At 67.6% G+C, this 16,489-nt stretch carries 12 protein-coding genes; 7 read left to right on the top strand and 5 right to left on the bottom strand.

Going from position 1 to position 16,489, the window contains the following annotated elements:
• The first annotated feature begins 144 nt into the window (after positions 1-144).
• The 4 genes from ACYQPG_RS17880 (at position 145) to ACYQPG_RS17865 (ending at position 5,464) form a co-directional block, all read left to right on the top strand.
• Positions 145-1,482 carry an MFS transporter gene (locus tag ACYQPG_RS17880; protein WP_461231403.1) on the top strand — a complete coding sequence of 446 codons (1,338 nt, stop codon included), beginning with the start codon at positions 145-147 and terminating at the stop codon, positions 1,480-1,482.
• 86 nt (positions 1,483-1,568) lie between these two features.
• The gene (locus ACYQPG_RS17875; protein WP_461231402.1) at positions 1,569-2,279 is read left to right on the top strand and encodes a GntR family transcriptional regulator; all 711 of its coding nucleotides are present in this window, start codon (positions 1,569-1,571) and stop codon (positions 2,277-2,279) included.
• Positions 2,280-2,844: 565 nt separating this feature from the next.
• Positions 2,845-4,491: a putative bifunctional diguanylate cyclase/phosphodiesterase gene (locus tag ACYQPG_RS17870; protein WP_246692762.1), complete on the top strand. Its 1,647-nt coding sequence runs from the start codon at positions 2,845-2,847 to the stop codon at positions 4,489-4,491.
• Positions 4,492-4,516: 25 nt separating this feature from the next.
• The gene (locus ACYQPG_RS17865) at positions 4,517-5,464 is read left to right on the top strand and encodes a BLUF domain-containing protein (RefSeq protein ID WP_461231401.1); all 948 of its coding nucleotides are present in this window, start codon (positions 4,517-4,519) and stop codon (positions 5,462-5,464) included.
• A gap of 260 nt (positions 5,465-5,724) precedes the next feature.
• Here ACYQPG_RS17865 and ku read toward each other — a convergent pair whose 3' ends face one another.
• Entirely contained in the window at positions 5,725-6,675 is a 951-nt protein-coding gene (gene ku, locus ACYQPG_RS17860) for a non-homologous end joining protein Ku (protein WP_461231400.1), read from the bottom strand.
• Between the two features lie 159 nt (positions 6,676-6,834).
• Here ku and ligD point away from each other — a divergent pair, with 159 nt between their 5' ends.
• Positions 6,835-9,339, top strand: a complete 2,505-nt coding sequence (gene ligD / locus ACYQPG_RS17855) for a DNA ligase D (protein ID WP_461231399.1) — start codon at positions 6,835-6,837, stop codon at positions 9,337-9,339.
• A 220-nt stretch (positions 9,340-9,559) separates the two neighbouring features.
• On the opposite strand, the gene ACYQPG_RS17850 is transcribed toward ligD, so the two are convergent.
• A complete protein-coding gene (locus tag ACYQPG_RS17850; protein WP_461231398.1) occupies positions 9,560-11,386 on the bottom strand; it encodes a cation:proton antiporter in 1,827 nt (608 codons plus the stop codon).
• 230 nt (positions 11,387-11,616) lie between these two features.
• On the opposite strand from ACYQPG_RS17850, the gene ACYQPG_RS17845 reads away from it, so the two are divergent.
• Positions 11,617-11,898 carry a hypothetical protein gene (locus tag ACYQPG_RS17845; protein WP_461231397.1) on the top strand — a complete coding sequence of 94 codons (282 nt, stop codon included), beginning with the start codon at positions 11,617-11,619 and terminating at the stop codon, positions 11,896-11,898.
• Between the two features lie 295 nt (positions 11,899-12,193).
• Positions 12,194-12,904, top strand: a complete 711-nt coding sequence (locus ACYQPG_RS17840; RefSeq protein WP_147907641.1) for a L,D-transpeptidase — start codon at positions 12,194-12,196, stop codon at positions 12,902-12,904.
• A 112-nt stretch (positions 12,905-13,016) separates the two neighbouring features.
• Here the strand turns inward: ACYQPG_RS17840 and ACYQPG_RS17835 are convergent, their stop codons facing one another.
• Genes ACYQPG_RS17835 through ACYQPG_RS17825 form a run of 3 tightly spaced genes read right to left on the bottom strand, consistent with a single transcriptional unit; the run spans position 13,017 to position 16,159 of the window.
• Entirely contained in the window at positions 13,017-14,576 is a 1,560-nt protein-coding gene (locus tag ACYQPG_RS17835; RefSeq protein ID WP_246692299.1) for a PhnE/PtxC family ABC transporter permease, read from the bottom strand.
• Positions 14,573-15,256, bottom strand: a complete 684-nt coding sequence (locus ACYQPG_RS17830) for an ATP-binding cassette domain-containing protein (RefSeq protein ID WP_461231396.1) — start codon at positions 15,254-15,256, stop codon at positions 14,573-14,575. Before ACYQPG_RS17830 ends, ACYQPG_RS17835 begins: the two co-directional genes overlap by 4 nt.
• 15 nt (positions 15,257-15,271) lie before the next feature.
• Positions 15,272-16,159 carry a putative selenate ABC transporter substrate-binding protein gene (locus tag ACYQPG_RS17825; protein WP_147907639.1) on the bottom strand — a complete coding sequence of 296 codons (888 nt, stop codon included), beginning with the start codon at positions 16,157-16,159 and terminating at the stop codon, positions 15,272-15,274.
• Between the last annotated feature and the right edge of the window lie 330 nt (positions 16,160-16,489).

Below are 16,489 nucleotides of genomic sequence, written 5' to 3'. Positions count from 1 at the left end.
CGATATTCCGGGCGTCACGCATAAAATGCATTTTGCGTGCAGAATTCATCTTGCGGGGTTTGACGCCTGCGCGCAGTCTGAGCCGAGACAAGCAGCGACATGCGATGGGTGCGGAGCCAACCGCGCTCACGGGAGGAACAGCCGATGAGCCTAGGATCCGGCGGCGTCACGCACGCCTTGCGCCGCACGTTCACGACGACCCGGGGGCGCGTTTTCGCGCTGCTGTGCCTGGTCTACTTCATCACTTACGTCGATCGGGTGAACCTCTCGACGTTAGCGCCGCTGATGGCGGCCGACCTACACCTGAACAACGTGGAGCTGGGCTTTGCCCTCTCTTCGTTCGGCTACACCTACGCGCTGTTCCAGATCCTGGGCGGAATGACCGCCGACCGGCTCGGCGCGCGTCGGACCCTGGTCCTGTGCGGGATCGTGTGGACCGTCGGAACGCTGCTGACCGGGTTCGTCGGCGGCCTGCTCTCCCTCGTCCTCGCCCGCCTGCTTCTGGGCGTCGGTGAGGGCGCGACCTTCCCCGCCGCGACCACCGCGATGACACGCTGGGTTCCGACGGCTGAGCGCGGCTATGCGCAGGGTGTCGTCCATTCCTGCTCGCGGTTGGCCAACACCGTGACGCCGCCACTGGTCGTCCTGATGGCTGCCTATTTTGGCTGGCGGGGCACCTTCATCGCGCTCGCGGCGGTGAGCCTGTGCTGGATTGTCGTCTGGGCCCTGTACTTCCGAGATGAGCCGAGTGACCATCCGGGCTGCACGCCGGAGGAGCTGGCGGAGTTGCCGGCGCCGCGCAAGTCGGCCGGTGAATCGTCGGAACCCACCCCTTGGGCGGCCCTCCTGCGCCGCATGCTGCCGACGACGCTGGTGTACTTCTGCTATAATTGGACGCTGTGGCTCTACGTGACATGGCTGCCCAGCTACTTCGTCAAGGCGCAGGGCCTTAATATCAAGGAGTCTGCGTTCTTCGCCTTCGGTGTGTTCGGCGCCGGTGTCGTCGGCGACGCCATGGGCGGCATCTGGGCCGACCGCATCTATCGCCGTACCAACGACCTCGCGCGGGCGCGTCGCACGGTGATCGTCGTGAGCCTGCTCGGCTCGATGGTCTGCTTGCTCCCGGTGCTCTTCGTCCACGAACTCGCGGTCGTCGCACTCTGTCTGAGCGGCGCGTTCTTCTTCCTTGAATTGACGGTCGGCCCGATCTGGGCAATCCCGATGGACGTGGCGCCGAAGCATGCCGGCACCGCCAGCGGCATCATGAACACCGGGTCGGCAATCGCCGGCATCGTCTCGCCGCTGGCGTTCGGCGTGATCGCCCAGCTCTCGGGAAGCTATGCCCTGCCGTTCGTCGGCTCGATCGCCTTGCTGCTGGTCGGCGCGGTCCTGGCTTGGCGGGGCCTGCCGCGGGATGAGGTCACAGGGAGCGAGGCGACGTCCAGTCTGTCGCCGACGGTGGCGCCCGGGAACGCAGTTTAGCTCGATGCGGCCACCGAAAAATGTTGCCGGGGGCGCAGGTCCGATATGAAACGGTAGGGCATAGAGACCATCTGACGATCGCGATGATGCAGCCGACGAACCTCATCCGGACCAACCTCCACGACATGCTCGTTGCCGGCATTCGCGAGATGGTGATCGCTGGCGTGCTGCGGCCCGGCGACAAGGTCCCGGAACAAGCGCTCTGCCAGCGGTTCGGGGTCTCGCGTACGCCGTTGCGAGAAGCGCTGAAGGTCCTGGCTTCGGAAGGCATGCTCCAGCTGCTGCCCCGGCGCGGCGCCATCGTGGCGAACGTCAGCCCGGAGGAGATCGACGAGCTGTTCCCCGTGATGGCGGCGCTTGAGGCGCTCGCGGGTGAATTGGTCTGCAAACATGCCAGCGATGAGGACCTGGCGCGCTTGGGCGCCATCCACGATCATATGATGCGCGCTCACGCCGCCGAGGACGAGCCGACATACCTGCAGGCGAACCGCAGCTTCCACGAGACCCTCGTGTCCGCGGCCGGAAACGCCACGCTGACAGCCAGCTACATGCAGATCCTGACGCGGACGCGGGCGTTCCGATTTGTGGCTCGCAAGAGCCCGGAGAACTGGCTCGCCGCGGTGAGCGATCACCACGCGATCATGGACGCTTTGAAGGTTCGCAAAGCCGCTCGCTTGTCCCGTCTTCTGCGACGGCACGTGATGGGTGTGACCGTAAAGATCGCCCGGGATGCCATTTCCGAAGCCGCTCACGAGAACGCCTCCATCGAAGTCGGCGAGCTGCCAAAATCCGCCTGACCGCAGACCGACCTTGGGCGAAAGTCGCTGGCCCGATCCGGCGATCGTCGACCAGACAAGCGGATGCCTCCTTCACCGATGCGTCGGGTCCGGTGCCGGCCTCCGACGGCGTCGCCGCGGTCACAACTTCGCTCGAACTATCCATGGCACGAATGGGAAGTTTGATTGATTTGTAGGCCCTCACATATTCGACATGAGTAAGAAGCTGCTTTTGACGACTCGCACTATACGTCCGCGGATCGATAAAAAGCCGATGGGATCAGCGACCGTCACACGTTTAGGACAGGTCGCCTATTCCGGGGCGCGGTTACACATTGTCGCGGATTAACTTAGATCAGTAGCTGGTCTTGGACTCGATCTGGAATGCTTCGATATATTTCGAAGGGCATAAACCTCGAATTAAAGATTCACTGCTTATATCCGTCCTGATTTTAGACGACCTGTACTTTCAAGGCGTTTCTGACAGGGCCATTGCGTGATGAATGCTGACCTGCACCACCTCGGCGCAGTGCAACCCAAAATACCGGTGCCGGCGACGCGACCGGACTCAGGTGCGGCTTCCCGCATGACGCCCAACCACTACCTCGACGTCATTCGACACGGCCTGCTCATGATCGGCCGGTCCGGATATGTCATCGGCTTCAACGTCCCAGCCAAGCTTCTCCTGACAAGCCTGAGCGTCGAACTGACAATCGAGCTGTCTGCGATTTCGTTGTTCCGCGCTTTATCTCGCGGGACCGCGTTGACGCGCCGCGCAATATTTCAGTCGCTGCGGCATGCGCTGGATCTTCAGACGGCGGTGTCTTTCGAGGTGACGGGCCAGGATCGTACGCTTCAGATCGAACTCTGTCCTATCGCGGATGGAGGCTGGATCGCAACGCTGGAGGATGTCAGCGCACGCAAGGCGAGCGAGGCGCGAGCCGACGAGATGGCGCGCCTCGATCCCCTCACTGGCTTGCCGAACCGCCTCCTCTTGCGTGAACGTCTGGCCGAGGCTCTGGCGCGCTTGCAGCGCAGCGGCGAGGCGTGCGCACTGCTTCTCATCGACCTCGATCGGTTCAAGCCGGTCAACGACACGCTCGGCCACCCGGTCGGCGACGCACTGCTCGCGAAGGTTGCCGATCGCCTGCGCTCCACCGTCAGGCCCACAGACACCGTGGCCCGCATCGGGGGCGACGAGTTCGTCATCCTGCAAACCGACATCCGTGAGGCCGGGAATACACAAGCGCTGGCCCGGCGCATCGTCGATCTGATCGGCCGCACCTACATGGTCGATGGCCACCTCTTGACGATCGGGGCCAGTGTTGGCGTAGCCCTCGCGCCCGCAGACGGGGAAAGTGCCGACAAGCTTTTGAAGAACGCCGACCTCGCTTTGTACAGGGCCAAGCTTGACGGGCGCGGGACATACCGCTTCTTCGAACCTGAAATGGATGCGCGCATGCAAGCGCGCCGTCGGCTCGAACTCGACATGCGTCAGGCGCTGGCCCGCCGCGAGTTTCAGCTGCACTACCAACCACAGTTACAGCTGGACGATGACAGGCTGATCGGCTGCGAAGCTCTGATCCGCTGGAAGCATCCCGAGCGTGGCTCGGTGTCGCCGCTCGATTTCATTCCGCTCGCCGAAGAGATCGGCCTGATCGTACCGATCGGCGAGTGGGTCATTCGTCAGGCCTGCCGCGATGCGACGACTTGGCCCGCCGGGATGTCCGTCGCGGTGAACGTGTCGCCGGCTCAGTTCAAGAGTGACCGGTTGGTCGAGACGATCATCTCGGCCCTTGCCAGTTCAGGTTTGTCAGCGAAGCGGCTGGAGGTGGAGATCACCGAGGGGGTGCTTCTGCAGGAGAGCGAGAAGACCTTGCAAACGCTGCATCGTCTGCGCGAACTCGGGGTCCGTGTCTCCATGGACGATTTCGGCACCGGCTACTCGTCCCTGAGTTACCTGCGCAGTTTCCCGTTCGATAAGATCAAGATCGACAGGTCGTTCGTGAAAGATCTGTCGAGCAAGCCCGACGGTGACGCGATCATTCGCGCGATCGCCGGCCTCGGCAAGAGCCTGGGCATGACCACGGTCGCCGAAGGCGTCGAGACGCCGGAGCAGATGCAGCGCATCCGCGACGAAGGCTGCACCGACGTTCAAGGCTACCTCATCAGCAGGCCGATACCCGCTGACGACCTGCTGCAGTTCCTTGCGAACTACCGTCCACACCGTTGATCCACCCTATCCGTCGGACAATCCCATGAGCGAACTCTACCGCTTGGTCTATGCCAGCAAGAACCTGTTCCAAGGAACCGAGGCCGAGCTGACAGCCACCGTCAGTCAGATCCTGGCCGCGTCGCAGCGAAACAACGATCGATCCGAGGTGACCGGTGCGCTGATGTTCAACGCCGGCGCCTTCGCTCAAGTCCTCGAAGGCCCGCGCCGGGGGGTCGAAGAGACCTTCGAGCGGATCCAGTGCGATGATCGTCATGGGGACGTGACGGTTCTTCAGTGCGGCCCGACGGAGTCCCGCGGCTTTGCCAATTGGTCGATGGCCTTCGTCGGGCAGTCGGCCGGAGGGCAGGCGCAGTTCAACCAACTTGCGGCTGAGAGTGGTTTTGACCTGTCCAGGCTGGACGGCGATGCCGTGTTCGCCATGCTGCACGAGTTGGTCTTGGAGGAGGAGGGGCTGCCGACCTCCCTCGCCACCGCTCCTTTGTTCGGGCCGACCGATGCCGGCTCCCCGGCAGGACTCGATGTCGAGCAACTGAAAGCGGAAATCGCGCAGCTTCGGCCGGATGCCGCAGCGACTCGGATGTCGACGCCGGCGGACGAAAAGCAAAGCGGTGCCTTCACGAACGCGGGGCCGCAATCCCGTCCCGCTGGCGACGTGAGACGCTCGTCGAAGGGAGCAACCGCCGCGGCATTGAATATACTCAAGGCCGCTCTGGCCAGTGAGCGGCAGCGCACGAGCGATCTTCGGACTGAGATCGACGCGTTGCAAGTCGCGTTGGCATCGAGCGAGGATCAGTGCGATGCCCTGCGGATCGAACGGGATCGTTGGGCTGGGCGTGCGCAGCTCCTCGCCACGGCGATGGCCCGAGAAGCGAGCGACGTCCAGAACGTGGCCCCCGGTCTCGGATCGGTGTTAACGCATCCGACGGGACAGCCGAGTTCCGACGACGCGGCAGGTGTCCTTGCCGCTTGAAGACCGTGGCGACGGACGCAGCGGGCGCCGGGTGGGATCGCTACGGGCCACGGTCGAGATCGTGAGTTGGTCCCGCTTACACGCCCCGGGGGTGCTCCGCGGCGTGCACGAGTCGAACGACGCGGATGCCTCTGCCCTCGAGCGTCTCGACTATGTTCCCCGGATTGGCGGCGATTTCGGCATCGCGCACGGTAGCCGCGCGCGCCGTTCCTTGCGTGCCGCGCGCACCAGGCCCACTGGACGTCGGGCGTGCGTGTCGGTCACGCCGCTTTCCGCGCCTTCTCCGAAGCGGTCTTGGCCGGCGCGCGTTTCGGGGCTGAGTTCGAGCGCTCGGAACTCGATGTTTTCCGACGCGACGGTTTCGCCGGCTTGCCGCTCTTCTCGGCGTCGATGCTGCGCTTGAGGGCTTCCATCAGGCTCACGACGTTGCCGGAACTTGCGGCCCCGGCCTTTGCCCGCCCCCTGCCCTTCGGTGCCTTGGGCGCCTTGCCCTTGACCAATGCGATCAGCGCCTCCTCGTAGCGGTCCTCGAACTTCGACGGATCGAACGTCCGCGTCGCGCGCGTGATCAGCTCCTCGGCGAGCGCTCGCATCTCGGCTGTTGGATCACCGTCGGGCATGTCCTCGAAGTAGGCCGTCGGCGATCGAACCTCGTCCTGATAGCGCAGCAGCGTGGCCAGCAGGCCCTTGCCGTACGGTTCGAGCAGGACGATCCGCTCGCGCTTGTAGATGACGATGCGTCCGAGCCCGGCCATGCCCTTCTTCTTCATCGCATCCCGGATCACGGCGAAAGCCTCCCGCGAGACCTTGTCCTCGGCCGCGAGGTAATACGGCTTGTCGAGGTAGCGCTCGTCGACCTCCGCGCGCCGGCAGAAGGTCTCGATGTTGATGGTGTGCGTGCTCTCCAGGGCGATCTCGCTGAGCTCGTCATCCTCGACGGGGACGAGTTCGTCCTTGGCGATCTCGCAGCCCTTCACCTGATCGTCGCGCTCTACGGTGTCGCCGGTCACGGAGTCGACCATGAGCTGCTTGAGGCGGTTTCCGGTCTCGCGGTTGATCGTATGGCACTTCAGCTCTCTCGAAGAGCTGACCGCCGGATACAGTCCGACCGCACAGGAGACGAGTAACAGTCGAAGATGACCTTTCCAGTTGGCGCGGGCTGCCACGTCGCTCTCCTGTGTCCGTCGAAGTATCTCCACCCGTCGATGCATCGGTAATGCGGCGATCGGGAGCTTGGCGGTTCAACGAGAGTCCAACTCGACTCGTTCCTCCACAGGCGCACCTGTGGATAACGGGCCCATTATTGTCGTTCGCTCCGCCGTCCCGGCCCCCCAGGAACCCGATCCGACTGGTCCCGTTTCCTGGAAGCGATGACCGAGCTCCTCAAACCGTATCGGGCCAAGCGGGACTTCGAGGCGTCGCCCGAGCCCCAGGGGAAGCGCGGCCGCAAGGCGGCGCGCGCGCGGTTCGTCGTCCAGAAGCACGACGCGCGGCGCCTGCACTACGACCTGCGTCTGGAGATGGACGGCGTGCTGAAGAGCTGGGCCGTGACGCGCGGACCGAGCCTGTCGCCCGCCGAGAAGCGGCTCGCCGTCATGACCGAGGATCACCCGGTCGATTACCTGGCCTGGGAAGGATCGATCCCGAAGGGCCAGTACGGCGGCGGGACCATGATCGTCTGGGACACCGGTTCCTGGGAGCCGGTCGGCGATCCGGCCGCCGGGCTGGCGAAGGGCCACCTCGAGTTCGCCCTGCACGGCGAGCGGCTCGCTGGCCGCTGGCACCTCGTGCGGATGAAGGGGCGCGGCGGCGAGAAGAAGCAGCCGTGGCTTCTCATGAAGGCCGACGACGAGCACGCCCGGCGTGAGGGCGACATCCTCGTCGCGCACGAAGCCTCCGTCCTGTCGGGGCGGACCAACCGGGATCTCGCCGAGGGCGGGGGCGTCAGGGCCGATCACGCCGCCCGCGCCGAGGTGGCTGCCGCGCGGAGGACGAAGCCGCCCACGAGCCGGTCCAAGAGCGCCCGCAAGGCGATCCTGCCGCCCTTCGTCGAGCCCGCGCTCGCGGCCCTCGTCGACGACGTGCCCACCGGCGACGGGTGGCTGTACGAGATCAAGCACGACGGCTATCGCATGCAGGCCCGCATCGACGGGGGCTCGGTGAAGCTCTTGACGCGCTCGGGCCTCGACTGGACCGCGAAGTTCGAAGCGACGGCGCAGGCCCTGAAGGCCATGAAGCTGCCCTCCGCCCTGATCGACGCCGAGATCGTCGTCGAGACGGCGGGCGGCGTTTCGAGCTTCTCTGCGCTGCAGCGATCGCTCGCCGCGGGCGATGCCGCATCGGCGGTCTTTTACGCCTTCGACCTCCTGTACCTGGACGGGAGGGATATCCGGGACCTGCCCCTGACCGAACGCAAGGATCTGCTGCTGCAGAGTCTCGACGACGCCCAATCGGGCGGCCCAATCCGGTTCAGCGAGCACCTGGCCGCCGACGGCGCGGCCATGGCGCGCCACGCCTGCAGGCTCGGCCTGGAAGGTATCGTCGCCAAACGGGCGGACGCGCCCTACCGGTCGGGCCGGACCGATGCCTGGCGCAAGATCAAATGCACCCGATCCGAGGAGTTCGTCGTCGCGGGCTACATGCCCTCGACCACGGCGGCGCGATCTGTGGGGTCGTTGATCCTCGGGACGCACGCGGACGGCACCCTCGTCCATGTCGGGCGGGTTGGTACCGGCTTCCGCGACGCGGTCGCGCGGGATCTCTGGACCGAACTGGAGCCGCTGCGCATCCCGGCGCCGCCCTTCGAAGCCGAGCTGCCGCCGCTTGCGCGCCGCAACGCCCGCTGGGTCGAACCCCGGCTCGTCTGCGAGGTGACGTTCCGCGGGTGGACGGGCGACGATCAGCTGCGGCATGCCTCCTTCAAGACCCTCCGGAGCGACGTGCGTCCGGACGAGGTCGTACGGGAGAAGACGCCTGCGGCCCCGAAGGCAAGCACGCGGAAGGCGCCAGGAGAGACCGTGACGCTGACGCATCCCGATCGCGTCCTCTGGTCCGACGTCGGCCTGACCAAGGAGGGTCTCGCCGCGTACTATGCGGAGATCGCCGACCGCATGCTGCCGCATGTGATCGACCGCCCGCTGTCGCTCCTCCGGTGCCCCGACGGCCTCGGGTCCTGCTTCTACCAGAAGCACGGCTGGGCCGGGCTCGACGAGCGGTACCTCCGGGTCGTGGGTGACGAGAAGGCCGTGGTGATCCGCGATCGCGAAGGCCTGCGCACGCTGGTCCAGGGGAGCGTCCTTGAAATCCACCCCTGGGGTGCGCCGGCCTCGGACCCGGAACGGCCGGACCGCCTGATCTTCGACCTTGATCCGGGCGACGGCATCGGGTGGTGCGATCTGGTCGCCGGCGCCCTGGAGGTGCGAGAACGGGTGTCGGCGGCGGGCTTCGCCACGTTCGTGAAGACCACCGGCGGCAAGGGACTGCACGTCGTCGTCCCGATCGAGCCGAAGGCCGGGTGGGCCGAGGCGAAAGCCTTCGCGCAGCGCATCGCATCCGAGATGGCGAAGGACGCGCCCGACCTCTACGTCGCAACCGTGTCCAAGAAGGCCAGGGACGCCCGGATCTTCGTGGACTACCTGCGCAACCAACGGGGCGCGACCGCCGTCTCGGCCTTCTCGACCCGTGCCCGCCCCGGCGCGCCGGTTTCCGTCCCCGTCGATTGGGACGAGCTTCCGTCGCTGGGGTCCGGCGCGCGCTTCGACGTCATGAACCTGCCAAGCCGCCTTTCCGCCTTTCAGCGCGATCCCTGGGCCGAGTTCGAACGCGCGGCGCGGCCGTTGGAAGCCGCCGGCCGTCAGCCCCGCCGGCGGATGTAGCCGGCCGGCACCGGCGATCTGCGGGCATGGGATTGCCTACGATGGTGACGGGACTGCGCGGCGGGCGTGGTCTGTTCCGCCCAGACCCCCACATTGCGGGAACCACCGCGGATGGGCGCAGGCCGACTGGATCCCCCACACCGGTCGGCGGGTCTTTCCAGCGGCGCGCGGTCGAAGCATCGGGATCGGGACGGATCGATCCCGCAGGGGACACGACCGTTCAGGCAAACAGCATGGCGGGTCGGTCATCGGCGTCGATTTCCGTCCGGCTTGGCGCCTGCAGGATCAGGACCCGATCGCCCTCGCCGACGTCGTTCTCCTCGTGATCGACCGAGAAGAATTCCAGGCTCCCGTCGGCCTTGATGGCGAGCAGATGGATGGAGTCCGGTTGCTCGACGGCGTCCGGGCCGGCGACCAGGAACCGCCAGCCGGCCTCGTGCCGTCCGGCCAGCGCATCGAAGCTGGCGTCCGCATCCCCGAAGACCTTGCCGCGGGCATCCCGGCTGACACCGGTGTCGGCGTGCAGCAGGTGGTTTTCGGACGGAGCGACCTGATAGACGCGCTCGCGACCGATCTCCGGGGCCAGCCGCGTGCATACGAGGGCGTTGTAGAGCTCATCCCGGGTCGCAGCGAGCAGATGGTCCGGAGGATGGTCGGCCATCCCTTCCTCGGCGGATCGGGACAGGAGTTCCGCCTGCAGCGTCGGCACCCCCGCGTCTCGGGCGGCCAGCATGGCGCCGGGGTAGATGTCGATGATCACGACCGGTACGCCGGCCCGATGCAGCGCGATCACCATGTCGCTCGCCCATGGGGATGCCCCGACCACGGCGAGCCGCTGCGTATCGGCGGCGGTCGACAGGCCGAACCTGCGGGCGAGTGGGCCCAGGGAGAAGCCGTGGGCGAGCACGGTCGCGACGATGACTGAAAACACGGTGGGTTGGATCAGGTCGCCTCCGGCGTACCCCGCCTCGCTGAGGCGGGGACCGGCCAGCCCGGCGACGGCGGCCGCGACGATGCCACGCGGCCCGATCCAGCCGACGAACAGGCGCTCGCGCCGGGACAGGTCGCTGCGCAGCGTGGCCAACCAGATCGCCGCCGGGCGAACCACGAACAGGATCGCGGCCGTTAACCCGAGGATGGGTGCCGACAGCTTTCCAAGGACCGCGAGGTCGAGGTCGGCGGTCAGCACCACGAACAGGCAAGACACCAGCAGGACGACGAGGCTTTCCTTGAATCGACGGAGTTCGGCCAGACCCGGCACGTGCCGGTTCGCAAGCGCGATGCCGAACACGGTCGCACCGATCAGCCCGGCCTCGTTCATGAGCAGGTTCGGCACGACGTAGGCGATGAGCGCGAGTGCCAGCAGCACGGGCGTCTTCAGCGTCTCGGGGATGAGGTCGCGCCGGAACGCCCAGGCGACAAGGAGTGCCGAACCCACGCCGAGCGCACCTGCCACCAGCACCCCCTCGGCGAGGTGAAGCATGAGCGCCGTTGCCGGATCCTCGCCGGCTGCGCGGGGCACGCCCACAAGCATCTCGATGACGACCGCGGTCAGGATGGCTCCGACCGGGTCGTTGACGATGGCCTCCCACTTCAGGAAGGCGGCCGAGCGCCTCTCCAGTCGCGCGTGGCGCAGGAGCGGCAGGATTACGGTCGGCCCGGTGACGACGAGGATGGCGCCGAACACGGATGCCGGCCCCCACAACATCCCCCCGATCAGGTGGGCGGCGAGCGTGCCCAGGACGAAATTGATGGGCAAGGCGAAGGCGGTCAGCCGTAGCACCCCCTCGCCGGACGCCCGTAACTCGCGGAAATCGAGTGCGAGACCACCCTCGAACACCACGATGGCAACCGCCAAGCCGATCAGGGGGCGCAGGTTCGGGCCGAAATCGTGCGTTGGATGAAGCAGCCCGAGCACCGGCCCGACCAGGAAGCCGAGCGCGAGCAGGATGACGATGGCAGGGATGCGCAGTCGGGCCGCGAGAACCTGAGCGGCCATGCCGCCACCGACGACGCAAAGGACCGCCGTCGCCAAACCGTGTTCCATGCACGACGCTCCGGACCGACGTTCCGACCCACCCCCTTTGGCAGCCGAACCGGGATCCTACGATAGGGTGGGGGCGGTCGCGTGGTTCCTCCCGGACAGGCGGAGGATGCAGCGTACGCGCACGGTCAATCGAGCGGTCCCGCTACGGTTCCCGTTCAAGCGGCGCAGCCATGGACGCAGCCGCGGGGCTACTCGCTGACGGTGACTGCTTCGGCCACTCGGAGCGTTCGTTGATCGACGGCCGCGCGATCGACGGACCGTCCCGTTTCGTCTTCGGCGCGGCGGGCTGGGGGATCCGCCGCAAGCCGGGTGCGATCGACCGCATTGGGTGCCGCGGGAGCAGCGAGCGCGATGCAGCGCCATCCCGCTCCCCGCTCTCCGACGCAACCGCACGCCGGGACGACAAGCTTTCGCCTGGGCTGGTGATCCACCCAACGACGCAGGACGATCGCGCACCGCCGGCGCCCCGCGTGCTCGAGCGGCAAATCGACTATCGGCGCCGGCGTCGATAGTCGATTTGCTGCAGCACCTTGGCTCCGTCCAGGCAAAATCTGCTTTCGGGTGTGACGTCCGGTGGCCGCCTCGAGGCTGGCCGTGTCGCCGATCTGAGGATCAGGTCCGCCCCCGACGTCCCCCGGTCGACGATCGCCGCATCCCAGCGCTGTACAGGCTTGGCCATACTCTCGACGTAATAGCCGCGCTTCCAGGCGGGACAGGTGTTGTCAAGCTCAGCTGAGCAGGACGCATGATTGGTATCGGCCGCGGGCGTGACCGTATCGGGCCGCGGCTCATGGGAAGTCCGGGATCATGATCATGGACGGTCGGGGCGCCGAGGGCGGCGACGGGGATGCGGTCGGCCTGCGCGGGCGTCAGACGGGAGTTCTCAGCCGCCGGTCGTTTCTGGCTGGCTCGGCCGTCGGCCTGGGCGCGCTCGGGCTCGGTGGCTGCGCGACATCCGATGGCCTGATCCTGGCCGAGGCGGCGAAGATCTACGGGCCGATGCCCGACGAGAAATTCCCGATCCCGGCCGCCGACGTCAGCAAGGTCAATCCGAAATACTTCCGCCAGACGGTCCGCTACGACACCAAGGAGGCGGCCGGCACGATCGTCGTCGATCCCCGCAACTTCTACGTCTACCGCGTCGAGGGTGACGGATCCGCCACCCGCTACGGGGCCAATGTCGGCCGCGATGGGTTCCTGTGGAGCGGCGACGCCTACGTCGGCCGTAAATCCGAATGGGCGACCTGGACGCCGCCCCGGGAGATGATCAAGCGCCAGCCCGAAGCCGCCAAGTATGCCCGCGGCATGCCGGGCGGCCTCGACAACCCGCTCGGCGCCCGCACGCTCCATCTCTACCAGAACGGCGCCTACACGCTCTACACGATCTACGCGAGCAGCGATCCCGAGACGATCGGCTCCGGCATCACGAGCGGCTGCGTCGGCCTGCTCAGCCAGGACATGATCCACCTCTACGCGCGCACGCCGGTCAAGACGAAGGTGGTGGTCCTGCCGGCCTAAGAGGCTTGTCGGCCCCCCGGGCCGATCCAGCCGGATTCCCCGGCCCTGCCGGCGGCGCTCCTCGCCGCGGCCGGTCGCCCCCGCGTGGCGGCCGTGAAGGGGCGCAAGCCCGTCAGGAGCAGGCCGCCCGGAGGGGCGGGGTCGCGGCGGATCCGTGCCGCGGCGCGGAGAGGCGGATCGGCAGGTCGGTGAGGCGCAGGGACCGGCGCAGGGCCCTGGACAGCGCATCCACCAGCATCGTCAGGACGGCGGTCGCCACGATCAGCAGCACGGCGACGTCGAGGCGCAGCTCCGAGATCGCGGCGTCGACGTAGAAGCCGAGCGTCGCCACGCCGAGGATGCCGAAGATCGCGCTCTCGCGCAGGATCAGCTCCCAGCGGTACAGCAGGTAGGCGAGGAACTGCCCGTAGAGCCGCGGCACCGTCTCGTAGCTGTAGAGGTTCAGGCCCGTCGGGGCGTCGGCACGGTAGGCGAGGTCGTCGGCGTGGCGCCCCATCAGGTAGCCGACGATGCCCGCGTTGTGGATCGTCAGCGCCAGGATCGCCGGCAGCATCGACGGCCCGAGCAGCTGCAGCAGCACGTAGGCCAGCATGTATTCCGGCGTCGAGCGCACGATCACGAGCAGGACGCGCCCGAAGGGCTGGCCGATCGGCCCCGCGAACCGGCGCGAGGCCAAGGGGAACAGCAGCAGCGCGCCGAGGGCGGTGGCCACCAGCGCGATCTGCGCGAGCACCAGGGTCTGGACGGCGCCCGGCAGGATCTGCTGGGTGAGGATCGGCTGGAACCAGAGCCCGAGCCGGCTCCAGGTCGCCGGGTCGAGGAGCGCGCCGGACCGGAGCGGGCTCGGGACGATGTCGTGCGTCACGAAGCGGTCCAGGCTGGAGAGCCAGTGCGTCGTCCCGACGGTGCGCGGAAGGGCGAGCACGCTGACGATGAGAAGGAGGGGCAGGGTCGAGAGCCGCATCCAGAGACGGCGCGAGCCGATCAGGGCGTAGAACACGAGGAGCAGGGCGCCGGCCTCGGCGTAGCGGCCCTGCCGGAAGGCGGATTCGAGGTAGAAGCCCATGGTCGGCAGGCCGATGAAGCCGAGCACCAGGGTCGAGCGCATGGCGCACTCGAACCGATAGAGCGTGTAGTGTCGGAAGGCCGCGGCGACATCCGGAAGACGGCCGTACGCGAAGGCCGAGAGGGCACCGGTCCCCTCGGGCAGCACCCGCAGGGCCGACAGGTCGGCCTCCTCCATGATCTCGGAATAGACCTTGGCGCAGATCCCGGCATAGGGCAGCGCGATGGCGAGGATGCCGGTGAGGGCCGACAAGCCGAACACCTGCATCAGGAGCAGCGCCCAGAACAGCTCGTGCACGGAGCGCAGGCCGGCGCAGACGAGGCGCACGCCCCGGATTCTGGCGAACGGAATGGCGAGGACGAAGCCGGCCCCGGCCCCCGCCGTCACCCCGAGGATCGCGAACGCGACGGTGTACACGACGCTCCAGATGTCCACCGCCAGCAAGTCCGGATGGATCAGGCCGCCGAGCAGGCGCTGGAGGTCGGCCCAGGGATGCAGGCTGCTGACTGCGAGGTCGGCTGCCAGGAGCGCGGCCAGCGCACCCGCTGCAAACCAGCGCGTCACCGCCGCGTAGCCCCAGCCGGGAATCCGGCGCAGGGCGCTCACGAGGCTTGACCGTAGAACGGGACGAGGGCCGCCTCGTCGAGGTCGCGGGCGGGCGCGTCGAGCACGATGCGCCCGGCATCGAGGACCACGATCCGGTCCGTGTGCGCGAGGGCCAGGGCGATGTCGTGGAGCGCCAGCACCAGGGTCCGGTGGCGCCTGGCCAGCCGCTCCAGGACGAGGCCGCCCTGCGTGCGGTCCAGAGCCGAGACCGGCTCGTCCCCGATCAGGATCGGGCGCCCGTTGTAGAGCGCGCGCGCCACCGAGACGCGCTGCTGCTGCCCGCCCGACAGGGCGCCGGCCTTGGCGTGGAGTTCGCCGGCGAGCCCGATCTCCCCGAGGATGTCCCGGATCTCGTCCAGGTCGGCGCGGGCCGGAAACGCCAGCGTGCGCAGGTTGTGCAGGGTCGAGCGCCGGTCGAGCCGGCCCATGTAGACGTTGTGGAAGACCGACAGGGTCCGCACCAGGGCCGCCGCCTGCGGGATCAGCGCGGTGCGGGCGCGCGCTTGGGCGTGGATGAGCCCGAGCAGGGTGGACTTGCCCGCCCCCGAGCGGCCCATCAGGGCGACCCGCTCGCCGGCCCGGATGGTCAGGTCCACCCCGAACAGGACCGGCTTGCCGTCATAGGCCGCCTGGGCGCCCGACAGCACGATCTCCGGCTCGGGTCGGGATCCGGCGTTCACCGCGCTGCGCTCGTCTCAGTCCAGCAAGCCCGTGGATTTCGCCACGCGCTCGATCGGCTCATAGGCGGCATTGGTGACCGGGATGAACTTCGAGCGGGCGAAGGGCGCCAGGATCGCCGGATCGGTGATGCCGACGAGGGCCGCCTTCAGCGTCTCGGTGAAGCCGGCGCCGTAGATCGCGTCGACATCGCCCCGCACGGTCCACTGGTAGTCGGGAAACGGCGGGCTCTCCCAGATGATGCCGACGGTCGTGTGGTCGACCTTGCCGGCCTTGTCGTCCAAGTCCCACACCGAGTAGTCGACCGCCCCGACCTCGAAAGCTCCGGACTGGACGAGCTGGATCGTGCGGGTGTGGTCCCCGGAGAAGCCGACGCGGGAGAACACCTCCTCGGGCGTCTTGCCCGGGAACGCCGCGCGGATGAAATACTCCGGCATCAGGCGACCCGAGGTCGAGGCGCGCGAGCCGAACGTGAACGTCTTGCCGGCGACCGCCTTCGGGAAGTCGGCCGACTTCGCCAGGCCGGTCTTCGTGTTGGCGATGAGGTAGGTCTTGAAGGCCGCGTCCTCGGCGCCTTGCGCGATCGCCTGCGCACCGGGCGAGGCCTTGCGCGCCTGCACCCCGGTGAAGCCTCCGAACCACGCGAGTTGCACCTGGCCGTTGGTGAAGGCCGTCACCGCCGCCGGGTAGTTCTTCACGGGGATGTACGTCACGGGGACGCCGAGCTTGCCCTCGAGATAGCGCGCGACCTTGCCGAAGCGCTCCACGAGACGACTCTCGTCCTGGTCGGGAATGCCGGTGAAGACGAAGGCCGGTTTCGCGCGCTCCTGCGCGCCCGCGGGGCCGGATGCGACGAGGCATCCCAGTCCCGCCAGCAACGCCCCGTTCAACGTCCGTCTCAGCATCGCCGTCCCCACCCGTGTTCCGACACTCTACACCCTCAAGCGCACGCCGATGTCCAATCAATTGACGGCTCATGCGGGCGTTAAAGCGCGCGCCGCCGAAGTGGATACCGGTTCGGCGTCAGCGAGAGCCTTGAATCGAGGACTGGGAGCCGCTCCCGGTCACCGGATCGGGGCCCCTTCTGTCGATGATGGATCCTGCGGGACGATGCCGTGCGCCTACGGGCCGCCCGGAGGCGGTGGCCGCAATGCGGTCCTGCACCGCGCGCTTCGGCCCGGCCGCCGCCTGCGCTGCACCGATCCGGGCACGAGGCGGGCACGAGCCGGGTGGTG

It is taken from the genome of Methylobacterium sp. CM6246 (genome assembly GCF_054818005.1).
Note: the sequence above shows the minus strand (reverse complement) of the source record. Positions and strands in the feature narration are given on the sequence as shown.

Coding starts and splice junctions, on each gene's coding strand:
- ACYQPG_RS17840 (WP_147907641.1), top strand. CDS start 12,194: ATGATCATGGACGGTCGGGGCGCCGAGGGCGGCGACGGGGATGCGGTC.
- ligD (WP_461231399.1), top strand. CDS start 6,835: ATGACCGAGCTCCTCAAACCGTATCGGGCCAAGCGGGACTTCGAGGCG.
- ACYQPG_RS17825 (WP_147907639.1), bottom strand. CDS start 16,159: ATGCTGAGACGGACGTTGAACGGGGCGTTGCTGGCGGGACTGGGATGC.
- ACYQPG_RS17875 (WP_461231402.1), top strand. CDS start 1,569: ATGCAGCCGACGAACCTCATCCGGACCAACCTCCACGACATGCTCGTT.
- ACYQPG_RS17880 (WP_461231403.1), top strand. CDS start 145: ATGAGCCTAGGATCCGGCGGCGTCACGCACGCCTTGCGCCGCACGTTC.
- ACYQPG_RS17850 (WP_461231398.1), bottom strand. CDS start 11,386: ATGGAACACGGTTTGGCGACGGCGGTCCTTTGCGTCGTCGGTGGCGGC.
- ACYQPG_RS17865 (WP_461231401.1), top strand. CDS start 4,517: ATGAGCGAACTCTACCGCTTGGTCTATGCCAGCAAGAACCTGTTCCAA.
- ku (WP_461231400.1), bottom strand. CDS start 6,675: ATGCATCGACGGGTGGAGATACTTCGACGGACACAGGAGAGCGACGTG.
- ACYQPG_RS17870 (WP_246692762.1), top strand. CDS start 2,845: ATGACGCCCAACCACTACCTCGACGTCATTCGACACGGCCTGCTCATG.